The sequence below is a fragment of the Flavobacterium sp. SLB02 genome (genome assembly GCF_009664855.1).
Taxonomy (GTDB): Bacteria; Bacteroidota; Bacteroidia; order Flavobacteriales; family Flavobacteriaceae; genus Flavobacterium.
Genome location: NZ_CP045928.1, coordinates 113,403 through 130,484 on the forward strand (window position 1 = coordinate 113,403; position 17,082 = coordinate 130,484).

Sequence of the window (17,082 nt, forward strand, 5' to 3'; positions counted from 1 at the left end):
TTTTTTTATGCTTTTTCGCGAAGTAAAAATCAGATTGTAAAGTCAGGATTAATTTTTCTATAAATGGTTTGTTTTCTCCAAAACTTTTCTATTTTTATTTAAAAAAATATTATGAAAATTTTCTATCCGCTTGTTGCTGTAGTCCTTATTTTTGCTGCTGTTTCCTGTAATAAGAAAACAGAAAAGAATACAGAAGAATCAAAAAAAACTTCAGAAAAAGTGGTTCCCGAACTTAAAATTACAATTGATAGTTCTGGCATTTCAACGTTTTATCAGGCATATCCTAAATTGATTAAATTTCAGAGCGAGGTTCTGGCTTTATACAAGAAAAACAAATCTACCCAGTTATGGCTCGATAATAAAGGTGTTGTAGAATACGGGAATACATTATTCAATAAATATAAGGGATTAGATCAGGAAGGCTTAAAAGCGAATTTTCCTTACAACGAAAAGATCAGTCCTATTTTTGAGCATACAGCCGAAAACAAATTGTCGCAAACTGATACCGATTTGATGATTACCAATCTGTATTTTTATTATGCGCAGAAAGTTTCCGGTGTAGATGAAAAAACGACCAGATCATTAGAATGGCTTTTACCTCGAAAAAAAGTAAACTATCAGGTTTTTTCGGACTCTATCTATAAAAAAGCGACTATTAGCGACGACAAAAAAAGCAAAATGTTCAGTCAGTATTATAAGCTTCGTGACGCGCTTCATCAATACAGAGAGATTGAGAAAAAAGGAGGATGGAAAACTATCGAAACCGGTGAAGATTTTAAAAGCCTTAAACTGGGAGATTCTGTTGTTGCAATTGGGCAAATTAGAGAAAGGCTTTACATAACGGGTGATCTTAAAGAAAATAGCAAAAGCAATATTTGTGATTCGACATTGATAAAAGGAATCAGAAGCTACGAATTCCATCACGGTTTAACACCAAAAAATATTATTTTACCGGAACATATTGCGGAATTGAATGTTCCTGTTTCGGATAGAATCAAGACAATTATTGCCAACATGGAACGTTGCAGATGGATTGACCCTGAGCTCGAAAAAGGGAAAGAATACATCGAGGTTAATATTCCGGAGTTTAGATTGTATTTGATCCGCAATCATGAAATTGCATTTGTATCCCCTGTTGTGGTAGGAAGAGCAATGACCAAAACCGTAGTTTTTAGCGGAATGATGAATAATATTGTTTTTAGTCCGTATTGGAATGTGCCTCCAAGCATCATCAAAAGTGAGATCAAACCGGGAATGGCAAAAAACAAGAATTATTTAGCTCAGAAAAATCTGGAATGGAATAATGGTGCAGTTCGTCAGTTACCCGGAAAAAACAATTCGCTTGGTTTGGTGAAGTTTTTATTCCCGAATTCAAATAACATTTATTTACATGATACGCCGGCAAAAAGTTTGTTCGAAAGAGAAAACAGGGCTTTTAGTCACGGATGTGTTCGTGTAGGCAAACCAAGAGAATTAGCCATCGAACTTTTGAAACAAGATCCAAGTATGACTCCGGAGAGAATTGATAAAGCGATGCATGCCGGTAAAGAAAGCTGGTATACGCTAAAAAAGAAAATCCCGGTTTACATCGGTTATTTTACCGCTTGGGTTGATCGTGATGGTAATTTGAACTTTTATAAAGATGTTTATAAAAGAGATGAAAGTTTGATCAAATTACTTACCGAAGAATAGAAATGGTTTGTTGCTAACTACAGTAATTTTCACGTAGATCTGGCAGATAAAAGCAGATTTAATTTGATTTTTTGAATTATCAGAATAAATAAATCTGCGCGCATTTGCTGAAATCTTTTTAAATCTGCGTGAAAAAAAAATCAAGGAAGTACATCAACACATTTATAGTATCGTTTGCTATAATGTTCTGAGTCCAGATCACTAATCGTTACGCTGCCGGCTTTTCCTGATGAGGCGTGGATAAATTTAGAATTCATGCCATTGGCTTCGCAAATGATTCCGACATGCCCAACAACGTTTCTGTTCTTGTAGCCGTAAAAAACTAAAACATCTCCAACTTTAAAATCTTCCGGTTTTTTTGAAATTCCCAGATTTTTATATCCACTGGAACTTCTTGGTACGCTAACCTTAAAATGTTGGAAAACATAATTGACAAAGCCAGAACAATCAAATCCTTTTTTGGGATCATTTCCTGCGTATAAATAATGTATTCCTAGATATTGTGTGGCATAGCTAATAATAGAATCACGTTCTATTGTCGTTTGTAATTTTTCGGTTTGATGACTAGTGGACTTATTTTCTTTTTGTAAAGTAAAAGAAGAGCATACAATCGTAGCTGCAAATGCGATATATAGGGATGATTTCATTTTAAAATATAATTATAAGATTTTGTTTACAAATATATAGCCTTGCTTTTGAATATCAAAAACAATGTTATACAAAGAAACAGTGGATGAGTAATAAGAACGGAAGATACATCTTTTTATTTTGGTGTTTTTTTATTGCTTTTTGATGTTTTAGTATCTTTTTGTATATCGTATTTCAGATATATTTGTGAATCGTATTTATATTTTAACAAATAAATTATGTTTCTCAAAAAAATAGCATTTTTAATTTCATTTTTGCTGATTTCGATTGTTTCAACTTCACAAAGTAAAACAGAAACTTTTCTGTATCAGGGTCGTGTTGAAAAACTTTCCGATAATACAGTTGTTTTAATAGGAACAGCTTCTTCGGTTTCTTTTAATTTTAGGGGGAACGAGTGTTCGATTTCACTTCAAAGTATTGATTCATGGGAACATCATAATTATGTTTCTTTGGTTTTGGATGGGAAATATATTGGGAAATTAAGAATCGAAAAAGGGGCAGCGCAATCTTTCCCCGTGAAAATTACTTCAAATAAAAAAGAACATACTTTAGAAATTTATAAAACTACAGAAGCGCATAGCGGTGGAATTCTATTTGCGGGAACAACGGCAAAACTGACTTCGATTACTGCAAAAAAGAAAAAGAAAATCGAGTTTATTGGAGATTCCATTACCTGTGGAGCAGCAAGTGATCCATCAGATGTTCCTTGTGATAAAGGCGAGTATTTTGATCATCATAATGGCTATTATGCGTACGGGCCTGTACTTTCGCGAGCAATTGGTGTTGATTATTTGATGAGTTCGGTTTCGGGAATTGGAATGTATAGAAACTGGAATGATGAGAATAAAGACGAAGGAATTATGCCTGACGTTTATCAGAATTTATATTTAACGAAAGACAATTCTAAACCTAAATATGATTTTGCTTTTCAGCCTGATATTATCAGCATGGCATTAGGAACCAATGATTTTTCTAGCGGAGATGGTAAAAAAGAACGTTTGCCTTTTAATCCGGAAAAGTACGTTTCGAATTATATCAACTTTATCAAAATGTTGTACAAGTACAATCCTAATGCGCAAATTGTGATCACTAATAGTCCAATGATAAACGGCGAAAGAGCGATTGTTTTTGAAGATTGTCTGAACAAAGTAAAAGCGGCTTTCGCAGAAGATAAGACTCATAAACCAATTGTTGTTTTCAAATTTAAACCAATGACGCCAAAAGGCTGTTCAGGGCATCCTGATGTGGCGGATCATAAGGTTTTGGCTCAGGAATATGCTCCGTTTTTAAAAAAGTTACTAAATGAAAAATAATATATTTAAGTTTGTTTTCATTCTGATGATTTCCAGTACTATGATGGCAAACGTTACACTTCCGAATATTTTTGGTGATAATATGGTTTTACAACGCAACTCCGAAGTGAAAATTTGGGGTTGGGCGAATCCTAAGGAAGAAATCAAATTGGTTTCGGGCTGGAACAATCAGGAATATAAAGTCGTAGCGAATAATCAGGCACAATGGGAACTGCATATAAAAACGCCTGAAGCGGGAGGACCTTACACAATTTCGATAAAAGGATATGATGAAGTAATTCTTAAAAATATTCTGATTGGAGAAGTTTGGGTTTGTTCCGGACAATCGAACATGGAAATGTCTGTAAGTTGGGGAATAGATAATGGAGAGGAAGAAATGAAAAATGCTATGAATCCAAATATTCGTTTTTTTACCGTTCCGAAATTAACGGCTACAACGCCTCAAAATAATCTATTGGGAAACTGGGTCGAATCGACTCCTGAAACCATGAAAAACTTTAGCGCGATTGGTTACTTTTTTGCCAAACGCTTGCGCGAAGATTTAAAAAATGTCCCAATAGGATTAATTTCTTCGAACTGGGGCGGAACGCCAGCGGAGATCTGGATGCCGGAAGAAGTAGTGCAGAACGATCCTGTTTTATTAGAAAATGCTAAAAAACTCAACGAACAGGAATATGGGCCGCGTCAACCTGGTAGAGCCTATAACGCCATGATTTATCCTTTTGTTGGTTTTAAAATTGCCGGAACACTTTGGTATCAGGGCGAATCGAATGTTGGTTCATTGGTTTACGATCAAACATTATCGGCTTTGATTACATCCTGGAGAAATGCCTGGAACGACGAATTTCCATTTTATTTCGTTCAAATTGCGCCATATAAAACGGGTTCTAATAACTTCTCGAATGTTACGGTTAGAAATTCTCAACGAAAAGTCCTGAAAGATGTTACTAAAACCGGAATGGTGGTGATCAGCGATATTTCGGACACGATTGATATTCATCCAAAGAATAAAAAGTCGGTCGGGATTCGTTTGGCAAACTTCGCTTTGGCAGATACTTATAAAGTCAATTCAGGTTTGGTGAATAGTCCGCTTTACAAAGATTTTAAGATTGATAAAAACAAAGCAATCGTTTCGTTTGATTCTGCTGATGGATTGTATTTCAAGAATAAGACTTCGAATCAATTTGAATTGGCTGGAGCCGATGGAGTTTTCTATCCTGCAGAAGCTTCGATAAAAAATAATCAGGTGATTTTGGTGAGTAAAAAAGTTGTGAATCCTGCAAAAGTGAGATTTGCTTGGGGAAATACGATACAATCTGATTTGTTTAATAAAGCGAATTTACCGGCTTCTTGTTTTATTTCTGAATAAGAGTAATTGCCCACGGATTATGCGGATTTAAATGGATTGACGCAGATTTTTTTTGTTTTTGTCTTGCTTTTTGTCAGGCTGAGCGGAGTCGAAGCCCCGCAAAGTGAGACATAAAGTTTGTCATCCTGAGGAACGAAGGATCACATTAGAAACCCGACAAAGACTTGAGAATTACTGTGCGGAATCTCTTGTGTGATCCTTCGTTCCTCAGGATGACAAGATTGTGAGAAATTCGTATGAGAAAAAAGTTCTTTTAGCAACGTTCGCGTTAGGGATAGCAGCGGAAAGCCCACAGCCTGAAGAAGGAAGTGCGAGGACTTGAAGCGAATAGCCCGATTCGCCGCGGCGAACACGCCCAAAAGAAACTTAGTATCTCAGTTCCGATAGCTATCGGGATAGCGCCTTTAAAATAAACTATCTGACCATTATACTATTATGAAAAATAAAAAAATAATAACTATTGGGGTTTTTGCCCTGTTTACTGTTGGAAATATGAATGCACAGAAAAAGCCGTATCTGGATAAAAATAAAACTATTGAGCAGCGAATTGATCTGCTTTTGCCATTGATGACTCTGGAGGAAAAAGTGGGGCAGATGAATCAATATAACGGATTTTGGGATGTAACGGGACCGGCTCCAAAAGGGGGAACTGCGGAACTGAAATACGAACATTTGCGAAAAGGCTGGGTTGGGTCGATGTTGACCGTTCGTGGTGTAAAAGAGGTTCGCGCGGTGCAGAAAATCGCGGTTGAAGAAACACGATTGGGGATTCCCTTGATTATAGGTTTTGATGTGATTCACGGTTATAAAACGTTAAGCCCGATTCCGCTGGCAGAAGCAGCGAGTTGGGATCTGGAAGCAATTAAAAAATCGGCGGCGATTGCGGCTGATGAAGCTTCGGCATCTGGAATTAACTGGACTTTTGGTCCTAATGTCGACGTTGCAAACGATGCAAGATGGGGACGTGTGATGGAGGGTGCAGGAGAAGATGCATATTTGGGAAGTAAAATCGCGACTGCGAGAGTTCATGGTTTTCAGGGTGAAACAATTGCTGATCTGGCTAAAGTCAATACGATTGCGGCCTGTGCGAAACATTTTGCGGCTTACGGTTATGTAGAGGCGGGATTGGAATATAATATTGTTGACATTAGTAATTCGAAATTGTATAATTCGGTTTTGCCTCCTTTTGAAGCTACGGTTCAGGCGGGAGTTCGTACGTTTATGAATTCGTTTAATACGCTGAATGGGGTTCCGGCAACGGGAAATGTTTTTCTGCAAAGAGATATCCTGAAAGGAAAATGGAAGTTTGATGGTTTTGTAATTTCTGATTATGCTTCGATTCGCGAAATGATTGCTCACGGTTATGCAAAAGATGAAGCCGATGCAACTGCAAAAGCGATAATCGCAGGTTCTGACATGGATATGGAATCGTATTTGTATGTCGCAAAATTGGTTGGTTTGGTGAAAGAAGGAAAGGTAAAAGAAGCTTTGGTTGATGATGCCGTTCGTAGAATTTTGCGTGTGAAATTTGAGCTTGGTTTATTTGATGATCCGTATAGATATTGCGATGAAAAACGTGAAAAAGTGGTTGTGGGGAGTAAAGCGAATAATGATGGGGTTTTGGATATGGCGAAGAAATCTATTGTATTATTGAAAAATGAAAAAGGTTTACTTCCGCTAAAAAAATCCGGACAGAAAATTGCTTTGATTGGCGCTTTGGCAAATGATAAAAATAGTCCGTTAGGAAGCTGGAGAATTGCTGCAGATGACAATACTGCCGTTTCGGTTTTAGAAGGAATGCAGCAATACAAAGACAATCAATTGGTATTCGAAAAAGGTTTGGAATTGCTTTTGCAAAAAGCTACTTTTTTAACGGAAACAGTTTTTAATACTACAGATAAAAGTAGTTTTGAAGCAGCCAAGACAGCCGCAAAAAATGCTGATGTTGTGGTAATGGTTTTAGGTGAATACGGTTTTCAAAGCGGTGAAGGAAGAAGCAGAACTGATCTTAATTTACCAGGATTACAGCAGGAATTACTAGAAGAAATTTATAAAGTAAACCCTAATGTGGTTTTGGTTTTGAATAACGGTCGTCCGTTGAGTATTCCGTGGGCTGCAGAGCATATTCCGGCTATTGTTGAAGCGTGGCAATTAGGAACTCAAACCGGAAATGCGGTTGCGCAGGTTTTATACGGCGATTATAACCCAAGCGGAAAATTGCCAATGTCGTTCCCGAGAAATGTGGGTCAGGTGCCGATTTATTATAACAAATACAGTACAGGAAGACCTGTTGATAGTGATAAAAACGTGTTTTGGTCTCATTATATGGATGTGGAGAAAACGCCTCAATATCCGTTTGGTTTTGGATTGAGTTATACGAAGTTTGATTATAAAAATCTCGAAATCAATAAAACTGCTTTTGCAAAGGGAGAAAGTGTTCAGGTTAGTGTTGCCGTAACAAACTCTGGAAATTATGACGGAAAAGAAGTAGTGCAATTATACATTCATGATGAATACGCCAGTATTGTTCGACCAATAAAAGAACTAAAAGGTTTTGAATTGGTGAATTTGAAAAAAGGGGAAAGCAAAACCATAACTTTTACTTTGACCGAAAAAGAGCTTGGTTTTTATGATAATGAGGGAAATTATTTGGTAGAACCGGGAACTTTTAAAATCATGGTTGGAGGAAGTTCTGATAAAGGATTGGAGAGTGGTTTTGAGATAAAAGAATAGGTTTTTGCCAAGGCTCAAAGGCACTAAGTTTTTTTTCGCCACGAATTCACGAATTTTTAAACAATTCATTCGTGAATTCGTGGTGATTTCTATTTTTTTAATAGCCATTGGCTAAAGATGGGCGCTTTCAATCTTAAAATTTTAAAAAACTTTGCGCCTTCGCGACTTTGCGAGATTAAAAAAAAACACAACTTTATATTTACTACTTTTTTTCTACCTTTAAAATCTATTAAAACACCAACCAATTTAAACTAAAATAATGAAATATAACAGATGCGGAAAAAGCGGGTTATTACTACCTGAAATTTCTTTAGGATTATGGCACAACTTTGGGTCAGTAGATAATTTTGAAAATGCAGAAAGTATTGCTGTAGATGCTTTTGATAAAGGAATCACTCACTTTGATTTGGCTAATAATTACGGACCGGTTCCAGGTTCTGCAGAAACTAATTTTGGTAAAATTCTATGGCATAATTTTCAGGGAAATTTACGTGATGAAATCATCATTTCAACCAAAGCGGGTTACACCATGTGGGATGGGCCTTATGGTGATTGGGGCTCTCGTAAATATTTATTATCAAGTTTAGACCAGAGTTTAAAAAGAATGAAAGTCGATTATGTCGATATTTTTTATTCGCATCGTCCTGATCCTGAAACTCCAATTGAAGAAACGATGCAGGCTTTGGATTACGCTGTAAGAAGCGGAAAAGCATTGTATGTGGGAATCAGTAATTATTCGGCAGAGCAAACCCGAGTTGCGGTGGATGTTTTAAAGCAATTAGGAACGCCATGTTTGATTCATCAGGCCAAATATTCAATGTTGGAGCGTTGGGTTGAGAATGGTTTACTGGATGTTTTGGAAGAAAAAGGAGTAGGCTGCATCGCATTCTCGCCTTTGGCACAAGGACTTTTGACGGATAAATACCTGAAAGGAATTCCTGAAAATTCCAGAGCGCATAACCCAAACGGACATTTAAAAGAAGATGAGGTTACTCCCGAACGCATTCAGAAATTAGTACAACTCAATGAAATCGCTCAAAACCGTAATCAATCTTTGGCGCAAATGGCTTTGGCCTGGCTGGAAAAAGACAAACGAATTACTTCGGTTTTAATTGGCGCGAGTTCTGTGAGACAATTAAATAATAATATTGATTGTTTGCAAAGTTTAGAGTTTACGCAGGATGAATTGAATGCGATTGAGAAAATTTTAGTCTAACATATTCTATAATATACTGTAGAGAAGCATTTGCGTATCCGTCATTTATACGAAACAGTAAACCCGACAGGTTCTTAAAACCTGTCGGGTTTGAAAAGATATAAAGGTGTACTTTAAATTATTTCTTTAATTTCAAATTATACTTTTTCACAATATCCAAAGTCGATTTATCCGAAGAAAAAACAGAATTCAATCCTTGTGGTTCTTGTGGCGGATCTGTTGTTAATGGATCTCCGGGATTCCATTTTCCGTCTTGGGTAACCGGTTTGCCTTCGCCACCAAATCCCCAGAAATTTGCCGCCTGCAACGGACCGTTATTTTTCACACTCTCGGCAACTCTGCTAAAAATATAATTATAAAAAATATCCCTGTTTGTTGTCGATGTCGTCGCCAATAAACTTTCGTTTTCCCTTCCTAAACCAAATTCTTCGATAATAATTGGGCGCTTTAGATTATTGGCCACTTTTATATGTTCATCAATATATTTTCCGGCATTATCAAGCGTTGTTGTCATCGTTTTTTTTGCATCATCAGCCTTAAACCAATTCCAGTTTTTGGGCCAGATGTGCATGGTCAAATAATCAATGTTCAAATTTTGGTGTGTTCTTTCAAAGATTTCCATGCTGTCGTTTGAGCTGTTTTTTCCTTCAGAACCCGTCGAAACCAAATGATTTTTATCTAAACTATCAATCAAATTTACAATAGTATTCAGCCATGATGTAAATTTGGCTTCATTTTCTACCGTAAAAAGTCTTGGCTCGTTGCCCACTTGCCACGCCATAATGGTGTTATCCTCGGTATATTTCTTTTTGGAATATTTGTTGGTTCTTCCTATAATAAACTTGACATGATTTTCTAAAGCTTTCATACAAGGCTCACAGCTATAAAATTGTTGAGTATATGCCATAAATTGCGGCCATGTATTTGGGGCAATATTTGGTACCGGAATCGCACCTTTGCCATTCCATTCGAGATATTGTGACATTCCGCCCGACCATTCCCAGTTGTTTGTCAAATACAAAACCGCATACATTTTGCGTTTGCTCATTTCGCTGATCAAAAAATCCAATCCGTCAAGCAAATCATCATCGTATTTTCCCTGTTCGTATTGCAAAGCCGGGCGAACGGTAAAATCGTATTTCCCACCATCGGCACCAACAAGAATTCTAAGATTGTCAATTCCGTTTTTCTGCATCAAATCCAGTTCGCGAAGCAATCTTTTTCTGTCGCCCACTTTTTTCGAAGCCAGTAAACTTCCGTACCAATAATTCGTTCCAATGTAAGCGTACGCTTTATCGCCTTTATAAAATTGCGTTCCCTTGACCATAATTCTTTCCTGCGCCTGACAAGCAATTACAGAAAACATTAAACCGAATACAAGAGTTTTTAGAAATTTATTTTTCATTAGTTATTTTTTTAGGAGCTATTTACTTCGTCAGTCGCTATTGCTCGTGTCCTGCTATCCGTTTCAATCTTTTATTTTTTTTAAAGAAAAAAAATAAAAGGATTTCCACTTCTATCAGGGCTAGGGCTTTAGGTTTTTTAAGTCATTGCGAGGAACGAAGCAATCTGATGTAGCAGATCTTTTTAATTTGTAAACTTGATTATTGTTAATGTGATTGCTTCGTTCCTCGCAATGACATATTTTGTGTTACTTCGGCAATTCATACATCTTCGGCAAAGAATTCACCAATGCCGATTTTGGCTTGGCAGCAAATGTCTTGAAATCTGCTGCATTAGAAACAGCCCCACTTGGTACAAAATAAGCATCTTTAGTATTATTCCAAAACATGACATAACTAACTTCAATATCATTAGATGTCAATGCACTGTATAAGTAAGTCGAAAACCAATCTGTTATTGGTGTCTTTGTACTTGTAACCTGATAACCGGTTTCTGTTAACGCTGCAATTTTTACTTTGGTTTTAGCCAAATCAGCAATTATCTTTAGTTTAGAATTGGCTTTGGCAGCGCCAGATTGGCCTTGATTATCAAAATCACCATAATTATCCATTCCTAAAACATCTACATATTTATCACCGGGATATCTGCTTAAATAATTGATTTCTGTAGTATACGAGTTGTCAGGTGAAAAGGCATAAAGAATATTATGAACGCCTTTGGTATTTTTTAGGTAATCAACTGTAAACTGATAAGCCATTTTATATTCCTGGGCAATGGCAAAATTAGCGCCCCACCAAAACCAGCTTCCGTCAAATTCATGAAAAGGCCTGAAGATTATCGGAATCAATTCACCATTCGAACCTTTTAAATTCAAAAGGACGCTGGCAATTTTGTCTAATTTTTTCTTGTACCATTCGTGATTGGTTCCACCAGGCAAAATACTTTGGAAAGCCGTTGCTTTTTGGTCTGCCGTCATATCGGCTGCATAAAAAGAATCCTCTTTATTAGGTTCTCTCAAATGCCAGCAAAAGGTATTGATTATTCCTTTCGCGTAAGCGGATTTTGTAGCGCTTACAAGTTTTTCTTCTTGTTGGTAAAACCAGTTATCTGCCTGATTGTTATTGTTTTTATCGGTAATAAACATGAAGTCAGAACCTAAAATAGCAGGATCAGAACCTGTATTTTTTTTGATGTCAGAGTCACCGCCATTATCCTGATAAAAACTATTAAAAGCATCTTGCTGACCAATGGCAACTTTAGTTTTGGCAAGCTTTTTTAAATTATAAAATAAAGCTACAGTTTCTTTGGTGGCATTTGCATCGACCATAAAGCTTGTCACATTTTGTGTTGTCAACAGATCGCTTGGGTTTAAAACCGGCGGTTCAATGATGATTTCAGGACCTGATTCATCGTTTGAAGAACAGCTCGAAACGGCTAAAATTGATAGACTTAAAAATGCTATTTTCAGAAATGTAGTTTTCATTTTTTTAAGTTTTAATTCGGTTAATGAGCTCTAAACAAGCCCGGCTATTATGATACGGACATTTCCAGAATCCAGCCTTGTCTTTTTCGATCAAAGAATAATCACGATTAATTCCCCAAAACCATTCTCCGTTTTCTTTGTCTAAAATGTACTTTTTTATAAACTTCCAGTTTTTATAAACGATGTTTAAATACGTTTCATCACCGGTTAATTGATAAGCGTTATAAAAACCAATTAAAGCTTCTGCCTGAACCCACCAATGTTTTTCGGCTACTAATTCGTTGTTTTCAGGATCAAATTCATACCATAAAGCTCCATCAGTATCTAAACCTTCTTTGGTAACTTCTGCCATCTGAATGGCATGTTTGGTGTAATTAGCAATCAAGGTTTCATCTTCAGAAATTTCGGCACATTGCAATAAAAGCCAAGCCGCTTCGATATCATGACCGTAGGAGATAACGTCTGGTTTTTCGATCCAGTTTTCATCAAAAAATAATCGTAAATGACCGGTTTGGGTATTGATGAAATGTGCCTCGATTGTTTCTAATAATTCAATAACATCGCTTTGCAGTTTTTTGTCTTTCCAAACCTTAAATAAATTGGCATACGCTTCGACAATGTGCAAATGCGTATTCATGGTTTTTTTTTCGTTGGCATCTTTATCGCTCAAGCGCAAATCTTCTATGGGTTGCCAATCGCGGGTTAAAGCTTCAAAATAACCTTTCTGTTCAGGATCGTAACTGTGTTCCTGAATTTTCAAATATAAATTTATGGCTATTTCTAAAGCTTTATCGTCTTTAGAAATAGCATAAAATTCAGATAATCCGTAGATCGCAAAAGCTAAAGCATAGATTTGATTTTTGGTATCTTTTGGTGTTCTATCAGTATTAATACTCCAGAATAAACCTCCAAATTCAGCATCATAAAAATGTTCTGAAAGAAACTCAAAAGCACGTTTGGCAATCTTTTTATGGTTTTCGTTTTTTGTGACTTTATAACTAGCTGCAAAACTCCATAAAATTCTCGCATTTAAAACAGAACCTTTTTCGGTATTGGCGATAATATGATCGTTGAAATCAATCTGACCAACAAAACCTTCATTTTCGTTGTCTAAAGTATGTTTTGACCAATATTTTAAAATTGAATCTAGTTCGTCTGATAATTCAGATTTAAGTTGCTTTAGTTGTATTGACACAGTAAATTAAATTGTATTGTTTTTCTCGATTTGATTGATGATGGTTTTCACCGAACCTGCAGAAATAAAAGTATCTGCGGGCGCATTCATAACATAATCAATCAGTTTTTCTACAGACGAAACGGCAACATGCATTCTGGTATCTGATGAAGCATAATATACATAAACAGTTCCGTCATTATCTTCAATCCATCCGTTTGAGAATAAAACATTCGATACATCGCCAACTCTTTCGATTCCTTCTGGTCCCATAAAATGACCGGCAGGAACGTGTGTTACTTTGGTAATATCATTCAAATCGGTCATGAACATATAAAGGGTGTAACGTAAACCTGCAGCGGTATTACGAACTCCGTGTGCGAGATGCAACCAGCCTTTTTCGGTTTTGATAGGAGCGGGACCAAGTCCATTTTTCAATTCATAAATTGTATGATATTGTTTCCCAAAGATGATTTTCTCCTCTTTTACAACAGGATTTGTCATATCATCCACATATCCCAGACCAATTCCGCCACCGGCTCCAACATCGATAAAGCCATCTTGTGGACGTGTGTATAAAGCATATTTTCCGTTTACGAATTCGGGATGTAAAACCACATTGCGCTGTTGGCCTGTATTCGAAATAAAATCAGGTAATCTTTCCCAGTTTACCAAATCTTTCGAACGTACGATTCCTGCATTGGCTACAGCCGAACTTGTGTCGCCTTTTGGTGCTTTTGGATCTTTTCTTTCGGTACAAAAAATACCGTACACCCAACCGTCTTCATGGTTAATCAAGCGCATATCATACACGTTTGTATCTGGTTCTTCTGTTTGCGGAATCACGCATGGTTTTTCCCAAAACTTAAAATTATCCACTCCGTTTGGACTTTCCGCTATAGCGAAAAAAGATTTTCTGTCTATTCCTTCTACACGAACGGCAAGCAAATATTTTCCGTTCCATTTCATGGCGCCTGCATTAAAAGCGGCATTCATTCCTATGCGTTCCTGTAAAAACGGATTGGTTTTTTCGTTAAGGTCAAAACGCCAGTTCAATGGTACGTGGGCTGCTGTAACAACCGGGTTTTTGTAGCGTTCGTATATACCGTTTCCGGCATGATCCTGAGGAGCATTTTTTTGCTCGATCAGTATTTTATGTTCTTTTTCTAATGCTACTTTTCTATCCTGAAATGTAGTTGAAGTGGCTATTGCTGTCATATAAATAGATTTCTGTATCTGTATTTTTTTAATTGCTTTGGTCTCGTTTTTCGTTTAAATCTTGTTCGATTACCTGAAGTTTATTTTCAGATAATGGATAAAATGCTATAAAAGCAACTGATATTATGGCCGCGATGGCAGGGAGTATGCTTAACATTAACTGAATTCCGTTTTGGGCTGTGGCAGTTTGCTCTACATTGGCCTGAAAACCGTAATAGCCTAAAAGCCATCCGGCTCCGGCGCCGCCAATGGTCCATCCAAATTTTTGTGACATAGATGAAGCAGAGAAAACCAATCCTGTTGCTCTGCGTCCTTGTTTCCACTCAGAATAATCGGCACTGTCAGCGTACATCGACCAGATTAGCGGAAAGATGCAACCGGCACAGATGCTGATTAAAACCTGGAAACTCATAATTAAGAACACATCTTCTTTTCCGAATAAATAGAAAATCAAACTCAGGATTGCGGCTACGGCCATGGCACCAAAAAAGGTTTTCTTTTTACCAATTTTATTGGCAATTGGCGTTGCTATAATTACGCCGATGATATTGGCAGCTTGCCCTAAAACCAAATAGATTGAAGTTGGCGTCATGTGAAAATCGGTTCCAAAAAGAGAGAAGTCGAAATTCACGCTGCTGCTTACGTAATATTTAAAATAATAAACGGCAGCTCCGTCACGAATGGAGTTGAAAACCAATGCACCAATTCCGGCCCCGAGTAATATCCACCACGGTCTGTTTTTTAGTAAATCTTTTAAATCTTCTTTTAGATTGTTTTCTTCGTCAGAAATGGGTTTTACTCTTTCTTTGGTGAAGAAAAAACACGCCCAGAAAAAAGCAGTTGTAATTACTCCAAAAACAGCAATTGTTGTTAGCCAGCCTGATTTAGAGTTTAGGCTTCCGCCGAAGTAATTTACCAAAGGTTCAATTAGCCACAGTGCCAGAAGACTTCCTCCAAAGGCAAAAACCATTCTGTAAGAGGATAAAGTATTTCTTTCTTTCCTATCAGATGACATTACGCCCAAAAGCGATGCATACGGCACATTGATTAAGGAATAAATCATCATCATGGCTGAATACGTCACGTAAGCATAAATTATTTTTCCTTTTTCGTCAAAATCAGGTGTGTAAAAAGTTAGTACACCAATTACGGCAAAAGGCACGGCAACCCATAATAAGTAAGGTCTGAATTTTCCCCATTTGCTTTTTGTTCGATCGGCAATGATTCCCACAATTGGGTCAAAACAAGAATCCCAGATTCTGGTAATCAAAAACATGGTTCCTACAACGGCAGGCGCCAGTCCGAAAACATCGGTGTAGAAAAAGAGAAGGTACATGCTGAAAATTTTCCAGAACATGGATGATGCTGCATCTCCAAGACCGTAACCTACTTTTTCTTTTAAACTAATTTTGTTGTGCATCAGGCTTTTTTTAAAAGTTGTAATTTAGATTTGGTTAATTATTTTAATGTTTCTATTTGTTGAATTTTTTTGACGCGGATAAAACGGATTTACTTCGTAAAACGCGGATAAAAAACAGATTTTATTTTGAATGACATATCTTTAAATCGATGTTTTTATGTGTCGAATTTTTAGGTACGCGGATCTCGCAGATTTAGATAGATTTAAACAGATTTTTAATTCTCAATTTTTTTTAATGTCTTTTTCGAATAAGGTTTTGTCCAAATTATAAAAATTAACAAAATCTTTCGCGCTTACTTGGCCTGTATATGGCGCATAGTAATGCATTTTTTGCTCTTTTTCCTGCCAGCCGTGGTTTCTCCATAATAAAACATAAGAAATTTTATAGTCTCCAATTGCTTTAGATAAAGTTCCTGTCCACCATTTTGGGTCTGGAATGGCTTCGTAACCCGCCTCGGCTATGGCAATTAATTTGTTTCGTTTTATACCAATTTCATTGATAATTTTCAATTGGTTTTGCACTTCTTCTATAAACTTTTTGCCGTCTTTGTCGTCATTGTTCTGGTAAGAATCAAAACTGATAATGTCAGCATAATTATCACCCGGATATTTGTCCAGAAAATCTTCCTGAGAGCTGAAACTACTGGTATTGTAAATATAAATTAAATTATGAACCCCTTTTTTCTGAAGATATTCGAAAGTAAATTTCCATAATGTCTTAAATTCTTCAGGTGTTCCATTTCCTTTTCCCCACCAAAACCATCCGCCGGTAAGTTCATGATAAGGCCTAAAAAGTATCGGGATATTTTTTCCCTTTTTATCTTTTAAAGAAAGAAAGAAATCAGCCGCTTTATCAAGCCAGCTGCTGAATTTTTGATGATTTTCTCCACCAGGTAAAATTGTTTTTAGCGAATTTGGAGTATTGTCCCAGGCACTTTTTCCGGTTGCGGGATTGTCAAAATGCATGCTTATTGTCGAAATGCCGCCTCTTTCATGAGCTTCTTCGATGTACTGTTTCATTTTAGTAAAAGGAATTCCATCAATATTATTTGCATCATTTCTTTCTAAACCCGCAATGTCCCAACCGTAAACCGCAGGATAATCGCCCACTACATCTTTTATATCACTGCGACCGTCTTCGTATTTCCAGTTTACACCATACGCAAGATCGTCCTGATGCCCGAATAAATAACCTTTTTGGGTTAATTGATTGAGTTTTTTATATAAAGAAACGGTTTCTGGTGTAGCTTTTTTATCTGAAAGTGACAAATTAGTATTAGTAACCAACTGCTTTGAGGAGCAGGAAGTCCCTATAAATATCACGGTTATTAGTGCTAGTATGTTTTTTTTCATTAGGAATGTGGTTGTTTTTCAGTGTAATAAAGTGTAAAAGCAACAGTTGAAAAAGGTGT

12 protein-coding genes are annotated in these 17,082 nt (G+C 36.7%); 5 read left to right on the forward strand and 7 right to left on the reverse strand.

The genetic code is table 11. The annotated features are described in order from the left end of the window. The first annotated feature begins 111 nt into the window (after positions 1 to 111). Complete coding sequence (locus GIY83_RS00540) at positions 112 to 1,692, forward strand: murein L,D-transpeptidase (RefSeq protein ID WP_208684054.1); 1,581 nt, start codon at positions 112 to 114, stop codon at positions 1,690 to 1,692. A gap of 140 nt (positions 1,693 to 1,832) precedes the next feature. Here GIY83_RS00540 and GIY83_RS00545 read toward each other — a convergent pair whose 3' ends face one another. Further along, positions 1,833 to 2,339, reverse strand: coding sequence for a C40 family peptidase (locus GIY83_RS00545; RefSeq protein WP_208684056.1), 507 nt, complete (start codon positions 2,337 to 2,339; stop codon positions 1,833 to 1,835). A 219-nt stretch (positions 2,340 to 2,558) separates the two neighbouring features. On the opposite strand from GIY83_RS00545, the gene GIY83_RS00550 reads away from it, so the two are divergent. The 4 genes from GIY83_RS00550 (at position 2,559) to GIY83_RS00565 (ending at position 8,971) form a co-directional block, all read left to right on the forward strand. Next, positions 2,559 to 3,653: an SGNH/GDSL hydrolase family protein gene (locus GIY83_RS00550; RefSeq protein ID WP_208684058.1), complete on the forward strand. Its 1,095-nt coding sequence runs from the start codon at positions 2,559 to 2,561 to the stop codon at positions 3,651 to 3,653. Continuing rightward, entirely contained in the window at positions 3,643 to 5,022 is a 1,380-nt protein-coding gene (locus GIY83_RS00555; protein WP_208684060.1) for a sialate O-acetylesterase, read from the forward strand. The genes GIY83_RS00550 and GIY83_RS00555 overlap by 11 nt, the downstream gene beginning before the upstream one ends. A gap of 435 nt (positions 5,023 to 5,457) precedes the next feature. Next, positions 5,458 to 7,755 (forward strand): beta-glucosidase BglX, encoded by a 2,298-nt coding sequence (gene bglX, locus GIY83_RS00560; protein WP_208684062.1) that lies wholly within the window; start codon positions 5,458 to 5,460, stop codon positions 7,753 to 7,755. Between the two features lie 259 nt (positions 7,756 to 8,014). Then, positions 8,015 to 8,971 (forward strand): aldo/keto reductase, encoded by a 957-nt coding sequence (locus GIY83_RS00565; RefSeq protein WP_208684064.1) that lies wholly within the window; start codon positions 8,015 to 8,017, stop codon positions 8,969 to 8,971. Positions 8,972 to 9,089: 118 nt separating this feature from the next. Here GIY83_RS00565 and GIY83_RS00570 read toward each other — a convergent pair whose 3' ends face one another. The 6 genes from GIY83_RS00570 to GIY83_RS00595 all read right to left on the reverse strand — a co-directional run bounded on the left by GIY83_RS00570 (position 9,090) and on the right by GIY83_RS00595 (position 17,023). Continuing rightward, a complete protein-coding gene (locus GIY83_RS00570; RefSeq protein ID WP_208684066.1) occupies positions 9,090 to 10,376 on the reverse strand; it encodes a cellulase family glycosylhydrolase in 1,287 nt (428 codons plus the stop codon). Positions 10,377 to 10,622: 246 nt separating this feature from the next. Beyond that, positions 10,623 to 11,858, reverse strand: a complete 1,236-nt coding sequence (locus tag GIY83_RS00575) for a glycoside hydrolase family 26 protein (RefSeq protein WP_208684068.1) — start codon at positions 11,856 to 11,858, stop codon at positions 10,623 to 10,625. A gap of 4 nt (positions 11,859 to 11,862) precedes the next feature. Next, positions 11,863 to 13,053 (reverse strand): AGE family epimerase/isomerase, encoded by a 1,191-nt coding sequence (locus GIY83_RS00580; RefSeq protein WP_194617651.1) that lies wholly within the window; start codon positions 13,051 to 13,053, stop codon positions 11,863 to 11,865. Positions 13,054 to 13,059: 6 nt separating this feature from the next. Then, the gene (locus tag GIY83_RS00585) at positions 13,060 to 14,250 is read right to left on the reverse strand and encodes a glycosidase (protein WP_208684070.1); all 1,191 of its coding nucleotides are present in this window, start codon (positions 14,248 to 14,250) and stop codon (positions 13,060 to 13,062) included. A gap of 28 nt (positions 14,251 to 14,278) precedes the next feature. Continuing rightward, positions 14,279 to 15,670: an MFS transporter gene (locus tag GIY83_RS00590; protein ID WP_194617653.1), complete on the reverse strand. Its 1,392-nt coding sequence runs from the start codon at positions 15,668 to 15,670 to the stop codon at positions 14,279 to 14,281. Positions 15,671 to 15,892: 222 nt separating this feature from the next. Further along, positions 15,893 to 17,023 (reverse strand): glycoside hydrolase family 26 protein, encoded by a 1,131-nt coding sequence (locus tag GIY83_RS00595; protein ID WP_208684072.1) that lies wholly within the window; start codon positions 17,021 to 17,023, stop codon positions 15,893 to 15,895. Between the last annotated feature and the right edge of the window lie 59 nt (positions 17,024 to 17,082).

Excerpts from the sequence above, each read along its gene's own strand:
- GIY83_RS00540 (WP_208684054.1), top strand. The coding sequence starts at position 112 with ATGAAAATTTTCTATCCGCTTGTTGCTGTAGTCCTTATTTTTGCTGCT.
- GIY83_RS00545 (WP_208684056.1), bottom strand. The coding sequence starts at position 2,339 with ATGAAATCATCCCTATATATCGCATTTGCAGCTACGATTGTATGCTCT.
- GIY83_RS00550 (WP_208684058.1), top strand. The coding sequence starts at position 2,559 with ATGTTTCTCAAAAAAATAGCATTTTTAATTTCATTTTTGCTGATTTCG.
- GIY83_RS00555 (WP_208684060.1), top strand. The coding sequence starts at position 3,643 with ATGAAAAATAATATATTTAAGTTTGTTTTCATTCTGATGATTTCCAGT.
- bglX (WP_208684062.1), top strand. The coding sequence starts at position 5,458 with ATGAAAAATAAAAAAATAATAACTATTGGGGTTTTTGCCCTGTTTACT.
- GIY83_RS00565 (WP_208684064.1), top strand. The coding sequence starts at position 8,015 with ATGAAATATAACAGATGCGGAAAAAGCGGGTTATTACTACCTGAAATT.
- GIY83_RS00570 (WP_208684066.1), bottom strand. The coding sequence starts at position 10,376 with ATGAAAAATAAATTTCTAAAAACTCTTGTATTCGGTTTAATGTTTTCT.
- GIY83_RS00575 (WP_208684068.1), bottom strand. The coding sequence starts at position 11,858 with ATGAAAACTACATTTCTGAAAATAGCATTTTTAAGTCTATCAATTTTA.
- GIY83_RS00585 (WP_208684070.1), bottom strand. The coding sequence starts at position 14,250 with ATGACAGCAATAGCCACTTCAACTACATTTCAGGATAGAAAAGTAGCA.
- GIY83_RS00590 (WP_194617653.1), bottom strand. The coding sequence starts at position 15,670 with ATGCACAACAAAATTAGTTTAAAAGAAAAAGTAGGTTACGGTCTTGGA.
- GIY83_RS00595 (WP_208684072.1), bottom strand. The coding sequence starts at position 17,023 with ATGAAAAAAAACATACTAGCACTAATAACCGTGATATTTATAGGGACT.